Origin of the sequence: Methylocystis sp. H4A (assembly GCF_015709545.1) — a bacterium.
Lineage (GTDB): Bacteria > Pseudomonadota > Alphaproteobacteria > Rhizobiales > Beijerinckiaceae > Methylocystis > Methylocystis silviterrae.
The window spans coordinates 85,666-106,659 of the sequence record NZ_JADNQY010000028.1; the positions used below are offsets into that span (position 1 = coordinate 85,666).

Genomic DNA, 20,994 nt, shown 5'->3' on the forward strand with positions numbered 1-20,994 from the left:
GTCCTTGCCCGTCAAGCGCTCGTCATTGCGGCGCGATTCTCGCGTCCGTGAGCGCCTTCTTTTTTCATTGGCCGCAGCCCCGGCGCGCCGGGGCTGCGACGATCTCGACGCCGCCAGAGGCGGCGGTAATTACTTGAGTTCGATCTTGGCGCCGACCTTTTCGAGAGCGGCCTTGATCTTCTCGGCCTCGTCCTTGCCCACGCCTTCCTTGATGGGCTTGGGCGCGCCTTCGACCAGGTCCTTGGCTTCCTTCAGGCCGAGGCCGGTGATCGCGCGGACCTCCTTGATGACCTCGATCTTCTTCTCGCCGGTCGCGGCCAGGATCACGTTGAACTCGGTCTTCTCTTCCGCGACCGGCGCGGCGGCGGCGGCGCCCGGAGCGGCGGCGACGGCGACGGCGGCGGCGGCGGAAACGCCCCACTTCTCTTCGAGGAGTTTCGCGAGTTCAGCCGCCTCGAGGACGGTCAGCGCCGAGAGGTCTTCGACGATCTTTTCGAGATTTGCCATTTGTTGCGTCCTTTGAATTTGGTTTGTCTGGTTCTCGGCCTCTTAGGCCGCGTCTCGATTGGCGTAGGCTCCGAAGACACGCGCGAGCTTGGCGGCTGGCGCGGTCGAGAGCTGGGCGATCTTGGTCGCGGGCGCCTGGATGAGGCCCACGAGCTTGGCGCGCAGTTCGTCGAGGGACGGCATCGTCGCAAGCGACTTGACGCTGTCCGGATTCAGAGCAGTCTTGCCCATGGCGCCGCCGAGGATGACAAACTTGTTGTTGTCCTTAGCGAAGGCCACGGCGACTTTCGGCGCCGCCACCGGATCGTCCGAATAGGCGATCAGGGTCGGCCCCTTGAGCAGGGGCGCGATGGAGGCGACGTCGGCGCCATCGAGAGCGATCTTGGCGAGGCGGTTCTTCGCGACCTGGACCGTCGCGCCAGCATTGCGGGCCTGCTTGCGCAGGTTTTGCAGCTGGGCCACGGTCAGGCCGGAGTAGTGAGCGACGACGACGACGCCGGTCTTCGAAAAGACTTCGCGCAACGCCGCGACCGCTTCCTTTTTCTCCGCTCTGTCCACGGTTGCTCTCTCCACTGGCGGGAAATCCCGCCGGTTGCGACATGCCGCTCGCTTGAGGCGAGCGACGCCGTAGATCCTGTCCCCGTCACGGCGCAACGCCGCGGCGGTTGAAGGGGCGCGAACCAAATTCGAAGGACGCTCGCGGGAGCCCGCTTGCGGCCTTTAAAATTCCGGTTTCCCCGTCTGTGCAGGCCGCCTTCAAGACGACGGATCGCTCCGTCTTCCTTTGGGCCGATTGAGCCGCTACAGGGTTGAACCCCTTGCGTGCGCCGGCAGTCTCGGACAGGACATGGCCGGACGGGACACGAGGGAGAACCCCCGGGTCCGCCGGCCTATCCACCGCCTTTTCCTAGGTCCTGTAGGGACTTGGGTCAGGCGGAAGCTCAAAACTGAAAATGGGGCCGCAGATCGATTGGCCAGCCCCGGATCGTCTATTTAAGGGGAGTAGAGGAGTTTGCCAAGGGGAAAAACGATGTTTCTCACCCAGTTCAGCGGCGCTACCGCCGCCCCGGCGTGAACTCCATCCGAACGCGGCCGCCCCGCCCGCGCGAAAGCTCGGCGCGTCCTGAGCGCGACGCGGGACGAGAGGCGCTGCGGCCCGAAGCCTTTCCGCTGTGTCCGCCCTCGCTGGCGACGCCGGGGTAGGTCGCCCCATGCTGGCCGCGCATCGGCCCAAAAGAGGCGAGGCAGCGGTTATAGGCGTCCGCTTCCTTGATCGCCTCGCAATCGTCGATGCTTCGCGGCGCGGCGAGCGCCGGAGCAGCGAGGACAGCAAGGAATGCCGCAACCGCCACGGTCAAGCCGTGACGAGGAGCTTCGCGAAAAAGCCATCCAGCGGCCGCTTCACGGCTCTCGACGGCTTCGTGTCGCTGGAGATGACGGCGGATCATCCCCTTAGCGTCGCGCCGCATTTCTTTTGCGCCTCCGCCACGATCTTCTGCGCCGCCGCCTCGATCTCCGCGTCCGTCAGGGTCTTTTCGCGCGGCTGCAGCGTGACGGCGAGGCCGATCGATTTTTTGCCCTCTGGGACGCCCTTGCCCTCATAGACGTCGAAGACGGCGACATCGGCGATCAGGGTCCGGTCGGCGCCCTGCGCCGCCTTCACCAGATCGCCGGCCGCCGCCGTGCGATCGACGATGAAGGCGAAGTCGCGCGAAACCGGCTGGAGATCCGAAATCTCCAGCTTCGGCTTGATCTTCGTCGGCTTCGCCTTGGGGGCGGGGAGCGCGTCGAGAATGATCTCGAAAGCCGCGACCGGCCCCTCGACATCGATGATTTTCAGCGCCCGCGGATGCAATTCGCCGAAATGGCCGACGATCGTCTTCGGCCCGAATTGCAGCGTCGCCGAGCGGCCAGGATGAAACCATGCCGGCCCGCCGGAAACGATCTGCAGGCCGCCGGTCGCGACGCCGAGCGCATTCAGCAGCGCGATGGCGTCGGCCTTGGCGTCGAAGGCGCCGGCCTCGCGCGCCGGCGCTGACCAGTGACGCCCGGCTCCGGCGAGTCCGCGCCGCACGCCCGCCGCCGCGAGGCGCTGGCCGGTCTCGGCGGCGTCGAAGAAGATCTGGCCGACTTCGAACAGGTTTTGATCGCCAAGCCCCCGAGCGGCGTTGCGGCCGGCGGCCGCGACGAGGCCCGGCAACAGGCTCGGCCGCATGTCGGAAAGATCGGCGGCGATCGGATTGGCGAGCGCCAGCGACGGCTTGCCGCCGCCAAACGCCTCCGCCTGCTCCTTGGAGACGAAGGACCACGTCACCGCTTCGACGAGGCCCTGGCCGGCGAGCGCGCGGCGGGCGTTGCGGGCGCGCTTCTGCATCATGGTCAGCACGGGCGGCGCGACGCCCTCGGCGCGCGGCAGCGGCGTCGAGGGCACATTGTCGACGCCGATCATGCGCACGACTTCCTCGACAATGTCGGCCTTGCCCTCGATGTCCGGGCGCCAGCTCGGCGCGGCGACATGGGCGATGTCGGCGCCGGCGCTCTCGACGCTGAAGCCGAGGCGCTCGAGAATCTTCGCCGCGTCTTCACGCGGCGCGTCGATACCCGTGAGCCGCTTGGTTTCGCTCCAGGGAAAATTGATGGCGCGCGAGAGCAGCGGCAGTTCGCCGGCGAGCGTGAGTTCGGACGGCTCGCCGCCGCAGAATTCCAGCACGAGCTGCGTCGCAAGCTCGATCCCCGGCAGCGCAAAGGCCGGATCGACGCCGCGCTCGAAACGGTAGCGCGCGTCGGTGACAATGCCGAGCTTGCGGCCGGTGTGCGCGATATTCATCGGGTCCCACAGCGCCGTTTCGATCAGCACGTCGGTCGTCGAGTCATCGCAGCCTGAGGCCTCGCCGCCCATGACGCCCGCAAGCGATTCCGGCCCGTTGTCGTCGCAGATGACGACCATGCTCTCGTCGAGTTCGTATGACCGTCCGTCGAGGGCGAGCAGCGTCTCGCCCATCTTCGCGCGGCGCACGACGAGATCGCCCTTCACCTTTTTCGCGTCGAAGACATGCAACGGCCGAGCGCGGTCGAAGGTGAGAAAATTGGTGATGTCGACCAGAGCGTTGATCGGGCGAAGGCCGATTTCGCGTAACCTGGCCTGCAGCCAGGCGGGGCTGGGTCCGTTCTTGACGCCGCGCACGAGGCGAAGGCCGAAGAAGGGCGCGAGATATTTGTCTTCTTGCGCGAAGTCCAGCGTCACGCCGACGGGGCAGGGGAATTCACCCTCAACGGGCGCAATGTCCTTGGTCTTAAGGACGCCGAGCTCCGCCGCCGCGAGGTCGCGCGCGATGCCGTAGACGCCGGCGGCGTCGGGGCGATTGGGCGTCAGATTGATCTCGATAATGGGATCGTCGAGCCCGGCCCATTGCGCATAGACGGCGCCGACCGGCGCGTCGTCGGGCAGATCGATGATCCCCTCATGGTCGTTGGAAAGTTCGAGTTCGGCGGAAGAGCACAGCATGCCGAGCGACTCGACGCCGCGGATGACGCCCTTGCCGAGCGTGATCTTCTTTCCGGGAATGTATGTCCCTGGGGCTGAAAAGACGCTCTTCATGCCGGTGCGGGCGTTCGGCGCGCCGCAGACCACCTGCACGGGCGCGCCGCTCCCCGTGTCGACCATGCAGACGCGCAAACGGTCGGCGTTCGGATGCGGCGTCGCCTCGATCACCCTCGCGATGGTGAAATCTTTGAGCTGCGCGGCGGGGTCGTGCACATGTTCGACCTCGAGGCCGATGCGCGTCAGCGTCTCGACGATCTCGCTGAGCGAGGCCGACGTGTCGAGATGTTCCTTGAGCCAGGAGAGGGTGAGTTTCATGTCTCGGCTTCAATACTACGCCGCGCCTCAATCAACCGCGCGTCATGCCCGCGCTTGTCGCGGGCATCCACGCAGAGAGGCTGCGGAATGATGAAAGTGAGCGGCGTCATTCGTTTCGTGTCTCTATTACTGGTGGTCTTTGCGTGGATGGCCGGGACAAGCCCGGCCATGACGCGGAGAGATTGTCGTTAGCTGCTCAACCCGCCGGCGAGCGTCGGGAAGTCGAGCGGCCTGAATCCATAGTGCTCCAGCCAGCGCGTATCGGCGTCGAAGAAGGCGCGCAGATCCGACATGCCATATTTGAGCATCGCCAGCCGGTCGACGCCGACGCCGAAGGCGAAACCCTGATAGCGGTCGGGATCGATGCCGCAGTTTCTCAGCACATTGGGATGCACCATGCCGCAGCCCAAAATCTCCATCCAGTCTTCGCCCTCGCCGAAGCGGATTTCGCCGCCCTGGCGCCGGCACTGAACGTCGACCTCCATCGACGGTTCGGTGAAGGGGAAGAAGGAGGGACGAAAGCGCAGCTTGACGCCCTTCACCTCGAAGAAGCTCCTTAGGAATTCTTCGAGCGTCCATTTGAGATGCCCAAGATGCGTCGTCTCATCGATGACGAGCCCCTCGATCTGATGGAACATCGGCGTATGCGTCTGGTCGAAGTCGCAGCGGTAGACACGGCCAGGGCAGATGACTCTGATCGGCGGCGTCTGCGACAGCATGGTGCGCACCTGCACCGGGCTCGTATGGGTGCGCAGCAGCCGTTTCTCTCCTGACTCGGCGGTCAGAAAGAACGTGTCCTGCATCTCCCGCGCCGGATGGCCTTCGGGAAAGTTGAGCTTGGTGAAATTATAGTCGTCGCTCTCGATGTCCGGCCCCTCGGCGACGGCGAAGCCCATGTCGGCGAAGATGATGGAGAGCTCGTCCGTGACCTGGGAAATCGGATGGATGCGCCCGCGCTCCAGCGGACCCGCCGGCGCAGGCAGCGTCATATCGAGCGTCTCGGCCGTAAGGCGCGTCTCCAAAGCCGCTTCGGCAAGCTGTTCGCGCCGCGCGGCGATCGCCTCGGCCGCCTTGTCTTTTAGCGCATTGATCTTCGCGCCCTCGGTCTTGCGCTCCTCGGGCGACATTTTGCCCAGCGTCGCGAGCAGCGCCGAAATCGCGCCCTTCTTGCCGAGCGAGGCGAGGCGCACGGCTTCGAGCGCCGCCTCGTCGGCGGCCTCGTCGATCTGGCGCAGCGTGTCTTCTTCGAGTTTGGCGAGGTCGGTCATATCGGTTTCTAATGTGGACGTTTCCTCGTCCTTCGAGACGCCCGCTCCGCGGGCTCCTCAGGATGAGCAAACGTAAAGCGCACCGCTTGCGCCCTCATGCTGAGGAGGCTCGGCAGGAGCCGTCTCGAAGCATGCGGGCGAAGGTCAGCCGCCCTTTTCGGGAAATCTTGCGCCGCGTTCTGCCACGCGGGGGGCGTTCTGTCGAGAAAGCTAGATCACGCTGCGTTTGGGCGGCATCGCCCAAATGCAGATAACGTGATCGATTTCAAAGTTCAGAGCCCGCTTTGCGCGAAAAACCGGTTCCCACTTTTTCGCAGCGCGCTCTACGGCGCGGCGCGCGGCCGATGCGTGAAAATCTGCGCCAGCGCCGAAGAGACGACGCGCGAATCGACGTCGTCGGCGCGGCTCGTCAACACGATCGGGACGCGCGCGCCGAGGACCAGTCCCGCCGTGTCGGCGCCGCCGAGAAACACGAGCTGCTTCGCCAGGATGTTGCCCGCCTCGAGATCGGGCGCGACCAGAATGTCCGCGTCGCCGGCGACCTCGGACTCTATGTGCTTGGCTTCGGCCGCTTCGCGCGAGATGGCGTTGTCGAAGGCCAGTGGACCGTCAAGCTCGGCGCCGGCGATCTGGCCGCGGTCGGCCATCTTGCAGAGCGCCGCCGCCTCGATCGTCGACGGGATTTTCCCCTCGACCGTCTCCACGGCCGAAAGCAGCGCCACCTTGGGACGCTCGATGCCGATCGCATGCGCGAGATCGACTGCGTTGCGCACGATGTCGCGCTTGGTGTCGAGCGTCGGCGCAATGTTGATCGCGGCGTCGGTGACGAGCAGCAACTTGTGATAATACGGCGCGTCGATCACAAAGACATGGCTGATCCGTCGGTCCGTGCGCAGGCCGGCGCCGTCGCGGATGACCGCGGTCATCAGTTCGTCCGTATGCAGCGCGCCTTTCATCAGCGCGTGCAGCCGGCCGCGACGCACGAGTTCCACCGCCTGATCGGCGGCGGCGTGGCTGTGCGGCGCGTCGACGATCTCGACGCCTTCGAGCGAGACCCCGCTCGCGCGCGCGGCCGCCTCGATCTTCGCCCGCGGTCCGATGAAAGTCGGGACGATCAGCCCTTTGTCGCGCGCGGCGATCGCGCCTTCGACCGAGCGCGCGTCGCAAGGATGGATGACGCCCATGCGGATGGGCGGCAGCGCCTGCGCCCGACGCACGAGGGCGTCAAGCAAGGCGCCGCGCGCGCGGGCTTGCGCCACCATCGACCAGGGCGGGCGCGACGTCGCCGTCGGTTCACAGCCAGCGCTCTGGCTCATACGGGCCTCCTTCGCTCAATTCGGCGGTTCGCGGGCGATGCGATCGACGAAGAATTTCGTCGCGCGCGCCCAGGATTGATCATTATCGCCGCGAAAATCGAACCCTTGATGATAGATCAGTTCGCCCGTCGAGACGCGCGCGATTGAAACGCCCATGCTGAGGATCAGCGTGCTGACCTTATTGACGACGCCCGTCAGAACGAGATCGGCGCCGGCTTTGCGGGCAAGCGACAATTCGCAGCCGTTGCAGGTGCGAATGTAGGTTTGCTTCAAGATCGCGTCGAGATCCGCCGCGATGGGGCCCCGGTCGACGACGTCATAGACGCGCCGTGCGACGAGTCCCGCGCCGATGTCGTCACGCGCCAGCGCCAGTCTTTTTGCATGTTCGGCGCTTTGGTCGACAGGCTCGTTTGACGTGTCGACCAGCTCGAAATCGAGAACGAGCAGGCGTTTGCGCGGCTCTTCCGCCAGCGCCGACGCGGCTTGCGAGAGCTGGAGGGGCAGGAGCAGGGCGAGTCCGAGCAGGCCGCGGCGGTCGATCATCGCGCTTTGGCTCCATATTTGTGGAGGTGCGCGCCATGGGCGGAGAGCCAAGCTTCGGCGCGATCCGTGTCGGCGCAGAGCCGCCGCGTCAACTTCCAAAATCGCGGCGAATGGTCGAGATGCACGAGATGCGCGACTTCGTGGGAGGCGAGGTAGTCGAGCACGAACGGCGGCGCCATGATCAGCCGCCAGGAAAAGTTCAGCGAGCCGGAGGCCGAACACGATCCCCATCGGCTGATCGGATCGCGCAGGCCGACGCCGCGGGGCGGCAGACTGAGTGCGCCGGTATGGCGGGCGACCGCCTCCTCAAGGTCGCGCCGCGCCTCCCGCTTCAAATAATCCTGAACGCGCCGGTGCACATGTTCGGTCTGACCGGCGACACAAAGCGCGAAGGGAGCCTCAGCATCGTCTCTTGGCTCGATCCAGGTGACCCCGCGGCGGTCCGGATGATGGGCGATCATATGATCGATGCCGCGAAGAGGCGCGACCGAACCATGCGCGAAAGGAATGGTTGCAGGAAGCCTGTCGAGACGCGAAGCAAGCCATGCGGCGTTGCGCTGAGCGAAATCTCGCGCATCGCGCAATGACGCCCGCTTCGGCATCGTCAACACCGCATCGCGTGCGGCGAAGCGCACGCGCAAAGTGAATCGCCGCGCATTCTGTGACCGACGCAAAGCGACGAGGATTGTTTCGCCGGCGTGGACCAATGTGAGAATCGACGCGCCGCCAGTTGGCGCCGGTCCTTCGCGCAGGAGTCGAAGCATGGCGCTCATGCTAGCGCAAACGCCATATGAGTCGCGAGTTCCAAAATTGCGGCCTGATGAAAATATTTCCCTTGCGTTGCTCTTTTGCGCGCTCTGCGATGCGAGAGACTGCGCGCGCTACAGATGGCGTTCAAGCTCACGCGCGGCTTCGGCGGGGCGTCGCGCCACGTTGAACGGGCTTACAAAGTGGCCCTTTTTGTCCATCAGATACACGACAGTGGTGTGGTCGACGGAATAGTCCTCGTCCTTGCCGGGCGCACGCTTAGAGAAGATGCGATATTCGCGCAACACGGGATCGAGCGACGCGCGCGGACCGGTGACGCCGATGATGCGCGGATCGAAATTGGAGAGATAGTCTTTGAGAGACTCGGGCGTGTCCCGTTCCGGATCGACGGTGACGAACAGCGCGCCAACTTTCGCATCCGGTCCCATCGCCCGCAAGATCTCCGACATCTCGAAGAGCGTGGTGTGACAAATATCGGGACAGTGCGTATAGCCGAAGAAGACGAGGAAGGGGCGGCCCAGAAAATCCTGCTCTGTCACCTGCTGCCCGGTATGAGCGGTGAGCTGAAAAGGTCCGCCGATGATTTCCGTCGAAGTCGTGGGCTTGCCGCTGGTGAAGTAGACAAAGGCGCCGAACATGAGCGCGAAGACAGCGCCGACGCCGATCAGCAGCGGCCTCGAGATGCCTGGTCCGCTGGCGGATTGTGCGCCCTTTGCGCTGCGCTTCATTCCCTTTGCGCCACCCTTCGATCCGTTGGCCATCGTGCGTTTCCTGATTGTTGTCATGGGCGGCGCGCGCCGCAGCGGGTCCGCTTAGCGAACCGCGGATAGGATCAGTCCGCGAAAACTATATGGGCGTCATTGCATAAGTCCACGTCGCCTGAATCCTTCGCGTCGTCGAACGCCCACCGCGCCTCAAAGCGGCAACCTCTGGCGCCGGTGATCGGAAACCGCATGCGGCCTCCCGCGGCCAGCGGCGTATCGAGCTTGCCGACGATGGCTTCCGGGGACTTATCTTTTGCCGCCATGACGATCTCGAAGCTTTTCAGCGGCACGGGACGCTGGTTCTCCAGATCGACGGTTTGCGCCAGCTTCGCCGGCGCCGTTCGCGGCTTCGTTGCGCCGACCGCCTGCGCGACGCCGGCGGCGGCGACGACGCCGATCATCGCCAAGCGTAGCTTCATTGGACCTTCTCCCGGCGGGAACTTATCCCGCCCTTTTGCATTCGCCAAGCGCTGTCGCGCCGAGACCGCGCCGAACGGGCCTGACATGCGCGTCCCTCGCCGATGGTGTAGCTTCGCGCAATTGCGATTCCTGACTATGAAAGCGCTTTAACCATGAGCGAAACTTCGAGCGCCGTTCCAGGCAAAATCCTCGTCGGCGCAAGCGTGACGGACGGGAAACCGCGCGCTTACCACTATCTTCTGCTCGCGCTGGGCAATCGCCATGGCTTAATCGCGGGCGCAACCGGCGGCGGCAAAACCGTTTCGCTGCAGCTGCTCGCCGAAGGCTTCTCGAACGCCGGAACCTGCGTCTTTCTCGCCGACGTCAAAGGCGATCTCGCGGGACTGTCGCAGCCGGGCGAAGGCAAGTCGGCCTTCGTCGCACGCGCCAAGGAGATTGGCGTTGCTTACGAGCCCGATCGGTTTCCCGTCGCCTTCTGGGACGTTTTTGGCGAACAGGGACACCCGGTTCGGGCTTCGATCTCGGAAATGGGGCCGCTGCTGCTTTCGCGCCTGCTTGATCTGAACGACACGCAAGAGGGCGTTCTGAATATCGTTTTCAAGGCGGCCGACGAGCAGGGCATGTTGCTGCTCGACTTGAAGGATCTGCGGGCGATGCTCGCGCATGTTGCGGAGGCCGCCGCGACATACAAGCAGACACACGGGAACGTGGCGCCCGCGAGCGTCGGCGCCATTCAGCGGCAGCTGTTGGTGTTGGAGACGCAGGGCGGCGCAAATTTCTTCGGCGAGCCGGCGCTCGACATCATGGATTTCCTGCGCGTCGATCGCGACGGACGCGGGGTGATCAATATTCTGGCGGCCGACAGGCTGTCGCGCGCGCCGCGGCTCTACGCCACCTTCCTTCTTTGGATGCTTTCCGAGCTGTTCGAAGCCCTGCCGGAAGTCGGCGATCTCGACAAGCCGAAGCTCGTCTTCTTCTTCGACGAGGCGCATCTTCTGTTCAACGACGCGCCGAAGGCGCTGCTGTCCGCGATCGAGCAGGTCGTGCGTCTCATCCGCTCGAAAGGCGTCGGCGTCTATTTCATCACGCAAAACCCGCTCGACGTGCCGGACACGGTTCTGGGCCAGCTCGGCAACCGCATTCAACATGTGCTGCGCGCATTCACGCCTCGCGATCAGAAGGCGGTGCGCGCCGCCGCCGAGACGTTTCGCGACAATCGCGCCCTCGAGGAAGCCGAGGCGATCATGCAGCTTGGAGTCGGCGAGGCGCTGGTGTCCATGCTCGACGCCAAGGGAACGCCGGAAGTCGTCGAACGAACGCTGATCGCGCCGCCGTCCGCCCGCGTTGGACCGATATCGCCGCAGGAGCGGAAGGCCGTCATGGCGGCGAGCGCCTTCGGGGGAAAATACGACACGATGGTGGATCGCGAATCCGCTTTCGAAATGCTGCAGGCGCGCGCCGTCAAGGGCGAGGCCGAAAGCGGCGCAGGCGGCGGTCTGCTCGGCGCGCTCGGCCGCATATTGGGCGGCATTTTTGGCAAGGGCGACAAGAAGCGCATGTCGCCGGCGGAACTTGCGGCGCGCGCCGCGATTCAATCGGCGGCGCGGTCCGCCGGGACGCAGATCGCGCGCCAAATTCTGCGCGGCGTGCTGGGCGGCATGTCGAAGTGAATTCGCGCCCGAAGATCGCGGGATCATAACGGGCAGGATCTTTGCCAAAACTTGCGCGGCCAAACTTGCGCGGCCGAGCCTTTGAAACGCGCCATTCACATTGCTGAATCTTAATCCGTGCTTTAGCCTCCCTTCACGCAATTGTCATTTTCCAGCCCTCTAGGGGCGCCCTATAATGTCCCCCTGTCGCGGCCGGCGTTTCGTGGCCGCGCTTTGCGGACCCGCCATACTCAGGGGGTTCGCCAGGAGGGACTTATGGCGAATGCCTTGCCAATCGTCTCAGAAGACGGCCTAGCCCGCTATCTATCTGAAATCAGGCGGTTTCCAATGTTGGAGCCGCAGCAGGAATATATGCTTGCCAAGCGCTGGCGCGAGCATGAAGACGCTAAAGCCGCGCAGGACCTGATCACGTCGCATCTGCGGCTCGTGGCGAAGATCGCCATGGGGTATCGCGGTTACGGCTTGCCGATCGGGGAAATCGTCTCCGAAGGCAATGTCGGCCTCATGCAAGCCGTCAAGCGCTTCGAGCCCGAGCGCGGCTTCCGCCTCGCGACCTATGCAATGTGGTGGATCCGCGCCTCCATCCAAGAGTATATTTTGCGCTCCTGGTCGCTCGTCAAAATGGGCACCACCGCGAGTCAGAAGAAGCTCTTCTTTAACCTTCGCAAGGCCAAGAGCCGCATCTCCGCCTTCGAGGAAGGCGACCTGAAGCCCGAGAACGTCGAGAAGATCGCGCATCGGCTTGGCGTGTCCAAGCAGGACGTCATCGACATGAATCGCCGCATGGGCGGCGACGCTTCGCTCAACACGCCATTGCGCGAGGAGGGCGAAGGCGAATGGCAGGACTGGCTCGTCGACGACAGCGTCGATCAGGAGCATCTGCTCGTCGCCCACGAAGAAAGCGACAATCGCCTGAAGGCGCTGCGCGGCGCGCTTGACGTGCTCAATCCGCGCGAGCGGCGCATCTTCGAGGCGCGGCGGCTTTCGGATGATCCTCTCACGCTCGAAACGCTCTCCGAGGAATTCGGCGTGTCGCGTGAGCGCGTGCGCCAGATCGAGGTGCGCGCCTTCGAGAAGGTGCAGGCGGCGGTGCGCGACGGCGTCGCGCGCATCGAGTCGGCGTCCGCGCCGGCTGCGTAACGGCTCCGGAATCCGAGGAATGATTGAACGACGCGGCGCAAGAAGCGCGCCGCGGCTTTCAGTCCGGTTACGCCAAGTCGGTTTGCTCTCCGCAAAAGTCGCACGAACTCACCAGAGCTGTTGCACCTGCCCCAAGCCTTCGCTCGCTCTATATTGGCGAGGACTGGGAGGCGCGCCAGAACAGCGACATGTCTCACTGGCTCATTGTCGGCGCCAGCCGCGGCATCGGACTTGAAACTGCGCGTCAGCTTTCGGCGCGAGGGGAGCGCGTGACCGCGAGCGTGCGCAGCGCGGCGGGCCTGGCGGCGCTGAAAGCGGCAGCGCCGCAGGCGGCGCCCCTGCAGTTCGACGTGCGCAATGAGGCCGAGATCGAGGCCGCCGCCGCGCAAGTCAGCGATCCGATCGACGTGCTGATCGCCAACGCCGGCGCCTATGGGCCGCAGCGCCAATCCTCGACCGACATGGATTTCGACGGCGCGCTCGATCTTCTCTCGGTCAATACGCTCGGCCCGCTGCGCGTCGTTCAGGCCTTCCTGCCGCTGGTGAAGCGGAGCAGCGCACATCCCCGCATCGTGTTGATGACCAGCAGACTGGGCTCGATGTCGCTGGGCGGGACGGTCAATGTCGCCTACCGCGTCTCGAAGGCTGGTCTGAACAAGATCGCGCAATGTCTCGCTGACGATCTGAAGGCGGAAGGCGTCGTCGTCGTCGCCCTCAGTCCGGGTCGGGTGCGCACCGACATGGGCGGGCCGGACGCCACGCTCGACGTGCGCGACAGCGTGGCGGGCATCATTCGAACCGTCGAGTCGCTGACGCTTGCCGATACGCGCCGCTATCTCGACTATCGCGGCGAAGGGCTTCCCTGGTAAATGGCCCGCGCCTGCGCCTCGATTTTCTCTACCGTCTCTCTCGCCAACGCTCTTCGCGGCGTCGGCACATCGAGCGTCGCGACGACGCGCGCAGGACGCGGTGATAAAAGGAATATCCTGTCCGCGAGCGCAATCGCTTCGGCGAGATCATGCGTCACGATGAGGGTCGTGATGCGCCTTTCGTCGATGAGCCTTGCGATCATCTCGCGCAGATCTCGGGCGAGCGCGGCGTCGAGCGACACAAGCGGCTCGTCGAGTAGCAGCAGGTCCGGCTTGACCGCGAGCGCCCGCGCAAGCGCTGCACGCCGGGCGAGGCCGAGCGAAAGTTCGCGTGGAAAAAGCGCGGCGTGCTCGGCGAGCCCGAGTTCGTCGAGAAGCGCGGCGATGTCGTCTTCGCGCGCATGCGGCGCGGCGATGCGGATATTGTCGATGACGCTGCGCCAAGGCAGCAATCGCGGCTCTTGGAAAACCATGCCGAGTCGGCCGTGTTCGGGCAGGACGATCGTTCCGACGTAGTCCTTGTCGAGTCCGGCGATGAGCCGCAGCAGAGTCGTCTTGCCGCAGCCGGAAGGGCCGACCACCGCGCCCGCCTGTCCCGCAGGCAGCGTCAGCCGCAAATCTTGCAGCGCGCGAAGCGGGCTGCCGCCGGCGGAATGATAATCCTTAGACGCGATCGAGACGTCGAGAGACGCCGCGCCGCCAGCGCGAGACGTGTCGTTCAAGAGGCTGCACCAGAAAAGTTTCGACGCCGAGCATCAGCGCGACGAAGGGAAGCGCGTAAGCAAGCAGAAGCTTCATGTCAAAGAGCTGAAAGGCCATATTGATTTCAAAACCGACGCCGTTGGAGCGCCCCAGCAGCTCCACGACGAGGACGATCTTCCAGACGAGCGACAGGCCGGAACGCGTCGCCGCCGCAAGATAGGGCGCGAGCTGCGGCAGGACGAGATGCTTGAAACGCGCGGCGGGCGAAAAGCGAAAGACATGCGCCATGTCCTCAAGATGCGGATCGAGCGCCCGCGCGCCTTCGCGCACGACGACGATGGCGTTGGGCAGCTTGTTGAGCGCGACGGCGCCGATCGCGGCGACTTCCGTGAGGCCGGCCCAGACATAGGCGAGCACGATGACGACCAAAGCCGGCAAATTGAGCAGCGTGACGAGCCAGGGATCGAGCAGCCGGTCGGCGAGCTTGTTGCGACCCATGACATAGCCGATCGCCGACCCGAAACTCATGGCGAGCGCGAAGGCGGCGACGACGCGCGCGAGCGTGATCGTGAGATTGAAGAACAGCCCGCCGGAGACCGCCTCTTCGTAAATCTTCTCGAAAACGGCCGTGGGTCCCGGAAGTCGGCGCGGATCGGACAGAGACGCGCCGATCTGCCAAAGCAGGAGCAGAGCCGCAAGCGAGATGAAACGGATCAACGCGGCTTGCCCTTGGCGTCCTTGTAGAAGGTTCCGGGATCGAGCGTTTTGCCGGGGCCGACAAGCTTTGCGCCGCCGAGCGCGGCGAGCGCGCCATAGAGCGTCCGGGCGTCGGCTTCTTCCTGCGCGACCGAGCGTTTCGGCGCGCCGGCGACATAGCGCTTGCGGTAGATGTCGACTGTCTTGGCGTCCTTGCCGCCGAGGCGCTGGGCGATGACTGCGCCCCAGGCCCTGTCGGATGTCGCAATCAGCTCCTTGGCCTTCTTCGTCATCGAGAAGAACCGCGCCAGCACGTCCTTGTTCTTCGCCGCGAAATCTTCGTCGAAGACATAGCCGGTGACGACGACGTCGCCCTTGGCGCCGAGCGCCTTTTCGACGTCGGTGAGTTCGACGGCGCGCGTGAAGCCTTGCGCCTCAAGATCGGCGGCGAAATTCCAGAATTCGAGCGCCGCGTCAATCTCGCCCTGCAGCGCCTTTTCGGCGATGAGCGGCGGCGCGCCATAGAGCACGGTTGCAGACTTGTCGAGATCGACGCCATCTTTAAGCGCATAGGCTTTGAGCATCAGCCAGCTCTTGTCGAGCGGCCCGCCGGCGACGCCAAGTTTCTTGCCGACGAGGTCCTTGACGCTGTTGATCGCGGGGTTCTTGGTCATCACCGCGCCGATCGCCGATGAGTGCGGGTAGAAGGTCAGCTTCGCGCCCTGCGCGCGCTGGCGGGCGACCCATAGCCAATCGGAGATGATGATGTCGGCGCCGCCGCCCTGGATGGCGATCTTGCCGGCGTCGGTCGAGGCGAGCTCGGTGGCGTCGATGTCGAGCTTAGCTTCCGTATCGAGGCCGAACGCCTTAGCGACGGCAAGCTCCCAGCCCAGCGTGCCGGTCTTCTGCAGCGCGATACGCAGTTTTTCCGCCTGCGCCGGCGCGGCGGCGAAGAAGAGGCTGGCGAGGCCGGCGGCGAGAGCGACGAAGAAGCGTTGCATGTTTTCCTTGAGGTTTTCGCTGAATGTCTTACCGCAGGATGGACATGGCGTCGATTGCGCGCACGCTGGCCGTGTCTCCCCCGTTGGTTGGCGACCATCGGCGCAGGCGCAGACTCTCCTCGTCATGCCCGCGCTTGTCGCGGGCATCCACGCCGGGACGTTACGCAACGGCTGCAAGGCGCACGCAATGTCGACACGTGGATGGCCGGGACAAGCCCGGCCATGACGGTTGGGTGCGCCAATGCCGTCTTCGACGGCTTCGCCCGGCCATGACGGTTGCCTTCAAGGAGAGGTTTGTCGATTCGCTGCAAGCGCCGCGTCATAAAAATCCGCGAGCCGCGAGAGCAGGGCGGCGCAGTCGCCTTCAAAACTCGAGCCATGCATCACGGCGAGGCGGCGCGGCTCCAACGCCGCGAGCGTGCGGATCGTCGGGCCCGTCATCGGCGTCAGCGACGTGGCCTGAAAGGCGTTCTCCGCCGTCATCGCCGCTTCGAGCACACTCTCTTTCGTGACGGCCGGTCCGTGACCGATCTGCGTGAGGAGATCGCCGCAGAACAGCGTGCGGGTCGTCTCCTCGTAGATCACCCCCGATTCCCACGCATGCGGCACATGCGGCGTATCGATGTAGCGCACGCGCCTTCCGCCGATGTCCATGATTTCGCCGTCGGCAAGGGCGCGCGGCGGCCGGTCGGCGAGATCGTTGAGCGACACCATGCAGGCGGTCTGGCCATGAACCACCTGCGCCTGCGGCGCCGCGGCGAGCCAGAGATTCATCGCGCCGCATTCATCCGCTTCGACATGGCCGAAGGAAATCCAGCGCAGCCGCTCGATCGGCATGATCGCGGCCAAGGCCTTCGAGACGCACGGAAACAGCGAACGCGGGCCGCAATGAAACAGCAGCGGCTCGTCCGCATGAATGAGGAACTGGTTGAAGGTGAATCCGGCGGGCGCCGCGATCTCCGGCACGAACGTCGACAGGCGATAGATGCGCTCGGCGACTTCATCGACCTTCGTTTCCATCTCACCCTCTGACGGCATTCGGTCGCCGCATGCGTGAATCCGCGCGGCCCTTCATCTGCGCCTAGCCTTTCTCCACGTCCCATCGATGGCGAAGGTAAAGCAGCAGGAGCAGCCAGAAGGCGATAAAGCCGTCGGAGAAGATCGTCAAAAAGTTGTAGGGCGCATAGTCCCCAGCGCGAAGCGTCTGCTCGATGTGGCCGTAGGTCGCCCCGAGCATGAACAACGACCATCCGAGCCCGGTGGCGAGCCAGAAGGCGCCGCGGATCCAAATGCAGAGAAAACCGAGAACGCCCCAGGCGCCGTCGTGAACGCCGACTTCGAACTGGAACGGGCTGCCTGGCGCCCAGCCGATGCTGCGAGCGGTCTCATCGGCGAAGAACACATGCGGGACGAAGCCGAGCGGCAGGCCGATGACGCCGACGTCGAGAACCAGCGCGTAAAGCAGCAGGAGACGAACCACGCGCGCACGAGTCCTTGGGACTCTGCTTAGCGCGAGATGCGCCAGCGGCAGCAGCACGCTGAAGAGCGCGACGATGAGGCCGATCATGACGACGCGGCCGCTTTCGCGTCTTCGGCCGCAGCGGCGGCGACGCTGCGCTGGCCCGGCTTCAGCGCCTTGATCTGATATTTTTCACATTCCGCGCTCAATGCTGCGAGGCCACCGTAAAGCTCCTGAGTATCGCCATAGCCGATGGACGCGAATCGATAAATGAGCCGACGTACCAGGCTCGGCTTCAGGAAATAGCCGGAGTGGACGTCAGCCTCGCCTCTGACATAGACCCAAAGCAGGCGCAGATGTCCTAGCCAGGATAAGTTCGGCGATACTCCGGGCGCAGCGTCCGTCACCACCCCATGGCCCTCGGCGTCGATGCTGTCGGTGCAGTCGAAATAGGTCAGCCTCTGCGCGAATGATTCTTCCGACTGCACGGCGTCGAGTTCAGCGTAAAGCTCGTAAAGGGTGCGCGCGCCGACGCGCAGATTGCCGAGCGTCAGCTGTTCGGAAAGTCCCCAGCCGGTTAGCACGCCGACATTGCCGAGGCGATAGCCGAACCTGCGGCTCTTCGTCGGCAGCGAAAAGAAATTCGCCGCCGTCGAAATGTCGCGCAAAACTTCGTCGCCTTCATTGGAGAAAAGATGGGCCTCCTGAAAGCGGATCAACGACGAATGCAGCGCATTGCTTCGGCCGAGCAGCAGCACTTCCGAGGGAATGTCGGGCGAGACGAGAACCAGGCGGCGCAATATAAAATTCTTTCCAATCTTCGATCTGAGCTCCCGCCGCATGCGCTCCTCTTCGCTTCCAAGCGTCTCTGGGCCGTGGCGCATGGCGGCGATCGCGAGGGGGGAAAACACGTCGGAGAGAATGCGCACGGCGTTGGTGACGACGAAGCCGCCCATGCTGTGGCCGATAAAGGAAAGGTCGACCCTTCCGATAAGATCGTCGGGGTCCTCGCTCGGCCGTTTGGGAAGCCTGTCGTCGATCTCGCGAATAAGATTGACGAGATCGGGCACGCCGTAATTCGTCGCCCGGAAGCCGTCACGAAAATAGACGATGAGCCGCAAGCCAAAAAGGGTGAGGGGAATGATGGCCATCGCCGCAGTCACAGCCGTCACGACGACGCGCGTGAGCTTCCACCAGTCGCAAATCTCGAAAGAGAAGTTCACGAAATATACGGCTGCGAGCGAGACGAAGAGAATGCCGAGGAGGAATAATGGCGCAGCGTTCAAGCCGCTTCGCCAAGGGGTTCCCATCGCTTCTGACGGCCAACGATAACCGATGCAAACGAGGCCGCGGTTCTCGAGCGCGTCGTCGTCGTTCAACGCGATGAACGACTCTTTGAAGGTTTCGAGAACTTTCTTTCGCGGCGTGTTGAAGCCGTGGACGGTAATCAGGAGTTTAGGGTTCTCCTGTTTGCTGAATACCTTGACGATCCTATCGATCTCCGAAGGTTCGCAATTTTCAGGAGTTGACGGCGCGCTTTCCTTGTCGTCGATATTATCGGGCGCTGTGCTTTCGACGAAAAAAGCGGGCGTGAAGGCCTTGGCGGCAGGTGGCAGGGCGACCTCGTACACCGCTAATTGTTTGTCGTGCGCCATGGGGCCGCTCCGAAATTTTTGATTGAGCGATAAACCTAAGGTGAGTATTTAGCCGGGTCCGAGCATGCCTCAGCGTCGCCTGTGCGACAAGCCGCCTGTGCGACAAGCTGAAGCGCTGTCTGCCTTTTTTGTGAACTCCCTATGTCGGCCAGGCGAGGACGCTTGCGCCGAACCGACCCACACTGTCCCGAATCGCGCTAAGATCGCTCATGGCTTCAAAACCCGATCTGTTCAGCGGCGCGCCGCGCAAGGCGCCCGCGTCGAAACCCGCCCCAAAGCGCGGGCCGGCGGAATATTCCGCCGCCTCGATCGAAGTGCTGGAGGGGCTCGAGCCCGTCCGCCGGCGCCCCGGCATGTATATCGGCGGCACCGACGAGGCGGCGATGCATCACCTCTTCGCCGAGGTGCTGGACAACGCCATGGACGAGGCCGTGGCCGGCCATGCGACCTTCATCGAAGTGACGCTGGAAACTGACGGCTGGCTCACGGTCAACGACAACGGCCGCGGCATTCCGGTCGAGTCCCATCCGAAATTTCCCAAGAAATCGGCGCTGGAAGTGGTGATGACCACGCTCCACGCGGGCGGCAAGTTCGATTCAGGCGCCTATCAGACCTCCGGCGGTCTGCACGGCGTCGGCGTCTCGGTCGTCAATGCGCTGTCCGAAAAGCTCGACGTCGAGGTGGCGATCGCCGGCCAGCTTTACGGCCAGGAGTTTTCGCGCGGCCTGCCGCTCGGCAAGCTCAAGACGCTTGGCCGCGTCAACAACCGGCGCGGCACCAAGGTGCGCTTCAAGCCCGACGCGCAGATTTTCGGCGCGGGCGCGCATTGGAAGCCGGCGCGGCTCTTCCGCATGTCGCGCTCCAAGGCCTATCTCTTCGGCGGCGTCGAAATTCGCTGGCGCTGCGATCCTTCGCTGATCGACCCCGGCGCGGACACGCCGCCTGAGGCGGTGCTGCGTTTTCCCGGCGGCTTGAAGGATTATCTGGCGCGCGAAATCCATGGGAAGGAACTCGTCGCCGATCAGCCCTTCGTCGGCAAAATCGCGCGCGAAGGCGGCCATGGCTCGCTGGAATGGGCGGTCTCCTGGCTCGCCGAGGATGACGGCTTTGTCCATTCCTATTGCAACACGATTCCGACGCCGGACGGCGGCACGCATGAAGCAGGGTTTCGCGCCGCGCTCCTAAAGGCGCTCAAGGATCACGCCGAGCGGGTCGGACAGGCGAAGCGCGCCAAGGACATCGGCGCCGACGATCTCATGGGCCAGTCGGCCGCGATGATCTCGGTCTTCATGCGCGAGCCGGAGTTTCAGGGCCAGAACAAAAGCCGGCTGATGAGCGCCGAGGCGGCGCGCATCGTCGAAAGCGCGGTGCGGGACGCTTTCGACCATTGGCTCGCCGGCGCCCCCTCGCAGGCCAATAAGCTCTTGGATTTCGCCGTTGAGCGCGCCGAGGAGCGCCTGCGCCGGCGCGCCGAGAAGGACATTGCCCGCAAGACCGCGACCCGCAAGCTGCGGCTGCCCGGCAAGCTCGTCGACTGCACGAATAATTCGGCGCAGGGCTCGGAGCTGTTCATCGTCGAAGGCGACTCCGCCGGCGGCTCCGCGAAGGAGGCGCGCAACCGCACGACGCAGGCTATTTTGCCGCTGCGTGGCAAGATTTTGAACGTCGCCTCGGCCACGAAGGACAAGCTCCTCGCCAATCAGCAGCTCGCCGATCTGGCCCAGGCGCTCGGCTGCGGACTGGGCGCGCATTACCGCGACGAAGATCTGCGCTACGAGAAGGTGATCGTGATGACCGACGCCGACGTCGACGGCGCGCACATCGCCTCGCTGCTCATCACCTTCTTCTATCGGCAGATGCCGCGCCTCATCGAGAACGGCCATCTCTATCTGGCGCAGCCGCCGCTCTATAAGCTGACGCAAGGCGCGAAGACCGTCTATGCGCGCGACAATGAACATCGCGAGGAATTGATCGCCAAGGAACTGACCGGGAAGGGAAAAATCGAGACCGGCCGCTTCAAGGGGCTTGGCGAGATGAGCGCGGCTCAGCTCAAGGAAACGACGATGGACCCGAGCAAGCGCACGCTGCTCAAAGTCGTCGTCGAGCCGGAAGATCGCGAGGAGACCGCGGACTGCGTCGAGCGGCTGATGGGCAACAGGCCGGAAGCGCGCTTCGCCTTCATCCAGGAGCGCGCCGCGTTCGCGACGGAACTCGTGGATATCTAGCCCAGGGCGATCGGGTGAGGAAACATACGCGAAAACGGGTTTCCTCGTCCTTCGAGACGGCCTCTATGAGGCCTCATCAGGATGAGGAAACCCTTTGCCAAGCCCCTCGCGCCCGGACGCGTCCGGGAGTAT

Annotated in this window: 20 protein-coding genes; 4 read left to right on the forward strand and 16 right to left on the reverse strand. The window is 64.3% G+C overall.

Going from position 1 to position 20,994, the window contains the following annotated elements:
• Nucleotides 1-129: 129 nt before the first annotated feature.
• From rplL to IYW40_RS17115, 10 genes are all read right to left on the reverse strand, one after another.
• A complete protein-coding gene (rplL, locus tag IYW40_RS17070) occupies nucleotides 130-507 on the reverse strand; it encodes a 50S ribosomal protein L7/L12 (protein ID WP_196401499.1) in 378 nt (125 codons plus the stop codon).
• Nucleotides 508-549: 42 nt separating this feature from the next.
• Entirely contained in the window at nucleotides 550-1,065 is a 516-nt protein-coding gene (rplJ, locus tag IYW40_RS17075) for a 50S ribosomal protein L10 (RefSeq protein ID WP_018407366.1), read from the reverse strand.
• 497 nt (nucleotides 1,066-1,562) lie between these two features.
• Nucleotides 1,563-1,976: a hypothetical protein gene (locus IYW40_RS17080; protein WP_196401500.1), complete on the reverse strand. Its 414-nt coding sequence runs from the start codon at nucleotides 1,974-1,976 to the stop codon at nucleotides 1,563-1,565.
• Nucleotides 1,952-4,366 carry a phenylalanine--tRNA ligase subunit beta gene (gene pheT, locus IYW40_RS17085; RefSeq protein ID WP_196401501.1) on the reverse strand — a complete coding sequence of 805 codons (2,415 nt, stop codon included), beginning with the start codon at nucleotides 4,364-4,366 and terminating at the stop codon, nucleotides 1,952-1,954. Before pheT ends, IYW40_RS17080 begins: the two co-directional genes overlap by 25 nt.
• A gap of 188 nt (nucleotides 4,367-4,554) precedes the next feature.
• Nucleotides 4,555-5,634 carry a phenylalanine--tRNA ligase subunit alpha gene (gene pheS / locus IYW40_RS17090; RefSeq protein WP_196401502.1) on the reverse strand — a complete coding sequence of 360 codons (1,080 nt, stop codon included), beginning with the start codon at nucleotides 5,632-5,634 and terminating at the stop codon, nucleotides 4,555-4,557.
• Between the two features lie 323 nt (nucleotides 5,635-5,957).
• On the reverse strand, nucleotides 5,958-6,950 hold the full coding sequence (locus IYW40_RS17095) for a bifunctional enoyl-CoA hydratase/phosphate acetyltransferase (protein ID WP_246720882.1): 993 nt from the start codon (nucleotides 6,948-6,950) through the stop codon (nucleotides 5,958-5,960).
• A 15-nt stretch (nucleotides 6,951-6,965) separates the two neighbouring features.
• Nucleotides 6,966-7,493: a DUF3280 domain-containing protein gene (locus tag IYW40_RS17100; protein ID WP_196401503.1), complete on the reverse strand. Its 528-nt coding sequence runs from the start codon at nucleotides 7,491-7,493 to the stop codon at nucleotides 6,966-6,968.
• Nucleotides 7,490-8,257 (reverse strand): SprT family zinc-dependent metalloprotease, encoded by a 768-nt coding sequence (locus tag IYW40_RS17105; RefSeq protein WP_196402199.1) that lies wholly within the window; start codon nucleotides 8,255-8,257, stop codon nucleotides 7,490-7,492. Before IYW40_RS17105 ends, IYW40_RS17100 begins: the two co-directional genes overlap by 4 nt.
• 117 nt (nucleotides 8,258-8,374) lie before the next feature.
• On the reverse strand, nucleotides 8,375-9,022 hold the full coding sequence (locus IYW40_RS17110) for an SCO family protein (RefSeq protein ID WP_196401504.1): 648 nt from the start codon (nucleotides 9,020-9,022) through the stop codon (nucleotides 8,375-8,377).
• A 71-nt stretch (nucleotides 9,023-9,093) separates the two neighbouring features.
• Nucleotides 9,094-9,444 carry a hypothetical protein gene (locus IYW40_RS17115; protein ID WP_196401505.1) on the reverse strand — a complete coding sequence of 117 codons (351 nt, stop codon included), beginning with the start codon at nucleotides 9,442-9,444 and terminating at the stop codon, nucleotides 9,094-9,096.
• Nucleotides 9,445-9,597: 153 nt separating this feature from the next.
• Here IYW40_RS17115 and IYW40_RS17120 point away from each other — a divergent pair, with 153 nt between their 5' ends.
• The 3 genes from IYW40_RS17120 to IYW40_RS17130 all read left to right on the forward strand — a co-directional run bounded on the left by IYW40_RS17120 (nucleotide 9,598) and on the right by IYW40_RS17130 (nucleotide 13,124).
• Nucleotides 9,598-11,115, forward strand: coding sequence for a helicase HerA-like domain-containing protein (locus tag IYW40_RS17120; RefSeq protein WP_196401506.1), 1,518 nt, complete (start codon nucleotides 9,598-9,600; stop codon nucleotides 11,113-11,115).
• A gap of 255 nt (nucleotides 11,116-11,370) precedes the next feature.
• The gene (gene rpoH / locus IYW40_RS17125; protein WP_196401507.1) at nucleotides 11,371-12,255 is read left to right on the forward strand and encodes an RNA polymerase sigma factor RpoH; all 885 of its coding nucleotides are present in this window, start codon (nucleotides 11,371-11,373) and stop codon (nucleotides 12,253-12,255) included.
• Nucleotides 12,256-12,278: 23 nt separating this feature from the next.
• Entirely contained in the window at nucleotides 12,279-13,124 is an 846-nt protein-coding gene (locus IYW40_RS17130; protein WP_246720884.1) for an SDR family oxidoreductase, read from the forward strand.
• On the opposite strand, the gene IYW40_RS17135 is transcribed toward IYW40_RS17130, so the two are convergent.
• The 6 genes from IYW40_RS17135 to IYW40_RS17160 all read right to left on the reverse strand — a co-directional run bounded on the left by IYW40_RS17135 (nucleotide 13,097) and on the right by IYW40_RS17160 (nucleotide 18,637).
• The gene (locus tag IYW40_RS17135) at nucleotides 13,097-13,846 is read right to left on the reverse strand and encodes an ATP-binding cassette domain-containing protein (RefSeq protein WP_196401508.1); all 750 of its coding nucleotides are present in this window, start codon (nucleotides 13,844-13,846) and stop codon (nucleotides 13,097-13,099) included. The genes IYW40_RS17130 and IYW40_RS17135 overlap by 28 nt on opposite strands.
• On the reverse strand, nucleotides 13,788-14,543 hold the full coding sequence (locus IYW40_RS17140) for an ABC transporter permease (RefSeq protein WP_175093650.1): 756 nt from the start codon (nucleotides 14,541-14,543) through the stop codon (nucleotides 13,788-13,790). The genes IYW40_RS17135 and IYW40_RS17140 overlap by 59 nt, the downstream gene beginning before the upstream one ends.
• Complete coding sequence (locus tag IYW40_RS17145; protein WP_196401509.1) at nucleotides 14,540-15,523, reverse strand: ABC transporter substrate-binding protein; 984 nt, start codon at nucleotides 15,521-15,523, stop codon at nucleotides 14,540-14,542. Before IYW40_RS17145 ends, IYW40_RS17140 begins: the two co-directional genes overlap by 4 nt.
• A gap of 282 nt (nucleotides 15,524-15,805) precedes the next feature.
• Nucleotides 15,806-16,543: an MBL fold metallo-hydrolase gene (locus IYW40_RS17150; RefSeq protein WP_196401510.1), complete on the reverse strand. Its 738-nt coding sequence runs from the start codon at nucleotides 16,541-16,543 to the stop codon at nucleotides 15,806-15,808.
• A gap of 61 nt (nucleotides 16,544-16,604) precedes the next feature.
• Nucleotides 16,605-17,090, reverse strand: a complete 486-nt coding sequence (locus IYW40_RS17155; protein ID WP_196401511.1) for a DUF6790 family protein — start codon at nucleotides 17,088-17,090, stop codon at nucleotides 16,605-16,607.
• A complete protein-coding gene (locus IYW40_RS17160; protein WP_196401512.1) occupies nucleotides 17,087-18,637 on the reverse strand; it encodes an alpha/beta hydrolase in 1,551 nt (516 codons plus the stop codon). The genes IYW40_RS17155 and IYW40_RS17160 overlap by 4 nt, the downstream gene beginning before the upstream one ends.
• Nucleotides 18,638-18,846: 209 nt before the next feature.
• Here IYW40_RS17160 and parE point away from each other — a divergent pair, with 209 nt between their 5' ends.
• Nucleotides 18,847-20,862 (forward strand): DNA topoisomerase IV subunit B, encoded by a 2,016-nt coding sequence (parE, locus tag IYW40_RS17165; RefSeq protein ID WP_196401513.1) that lies wholly within the window; start codon nucleotides 18,847-18,849, stop codon nucleotides 20,860-20,862.
• Nucleotides 20,863-20,994 lie beyond the last annotated feature (132 nt).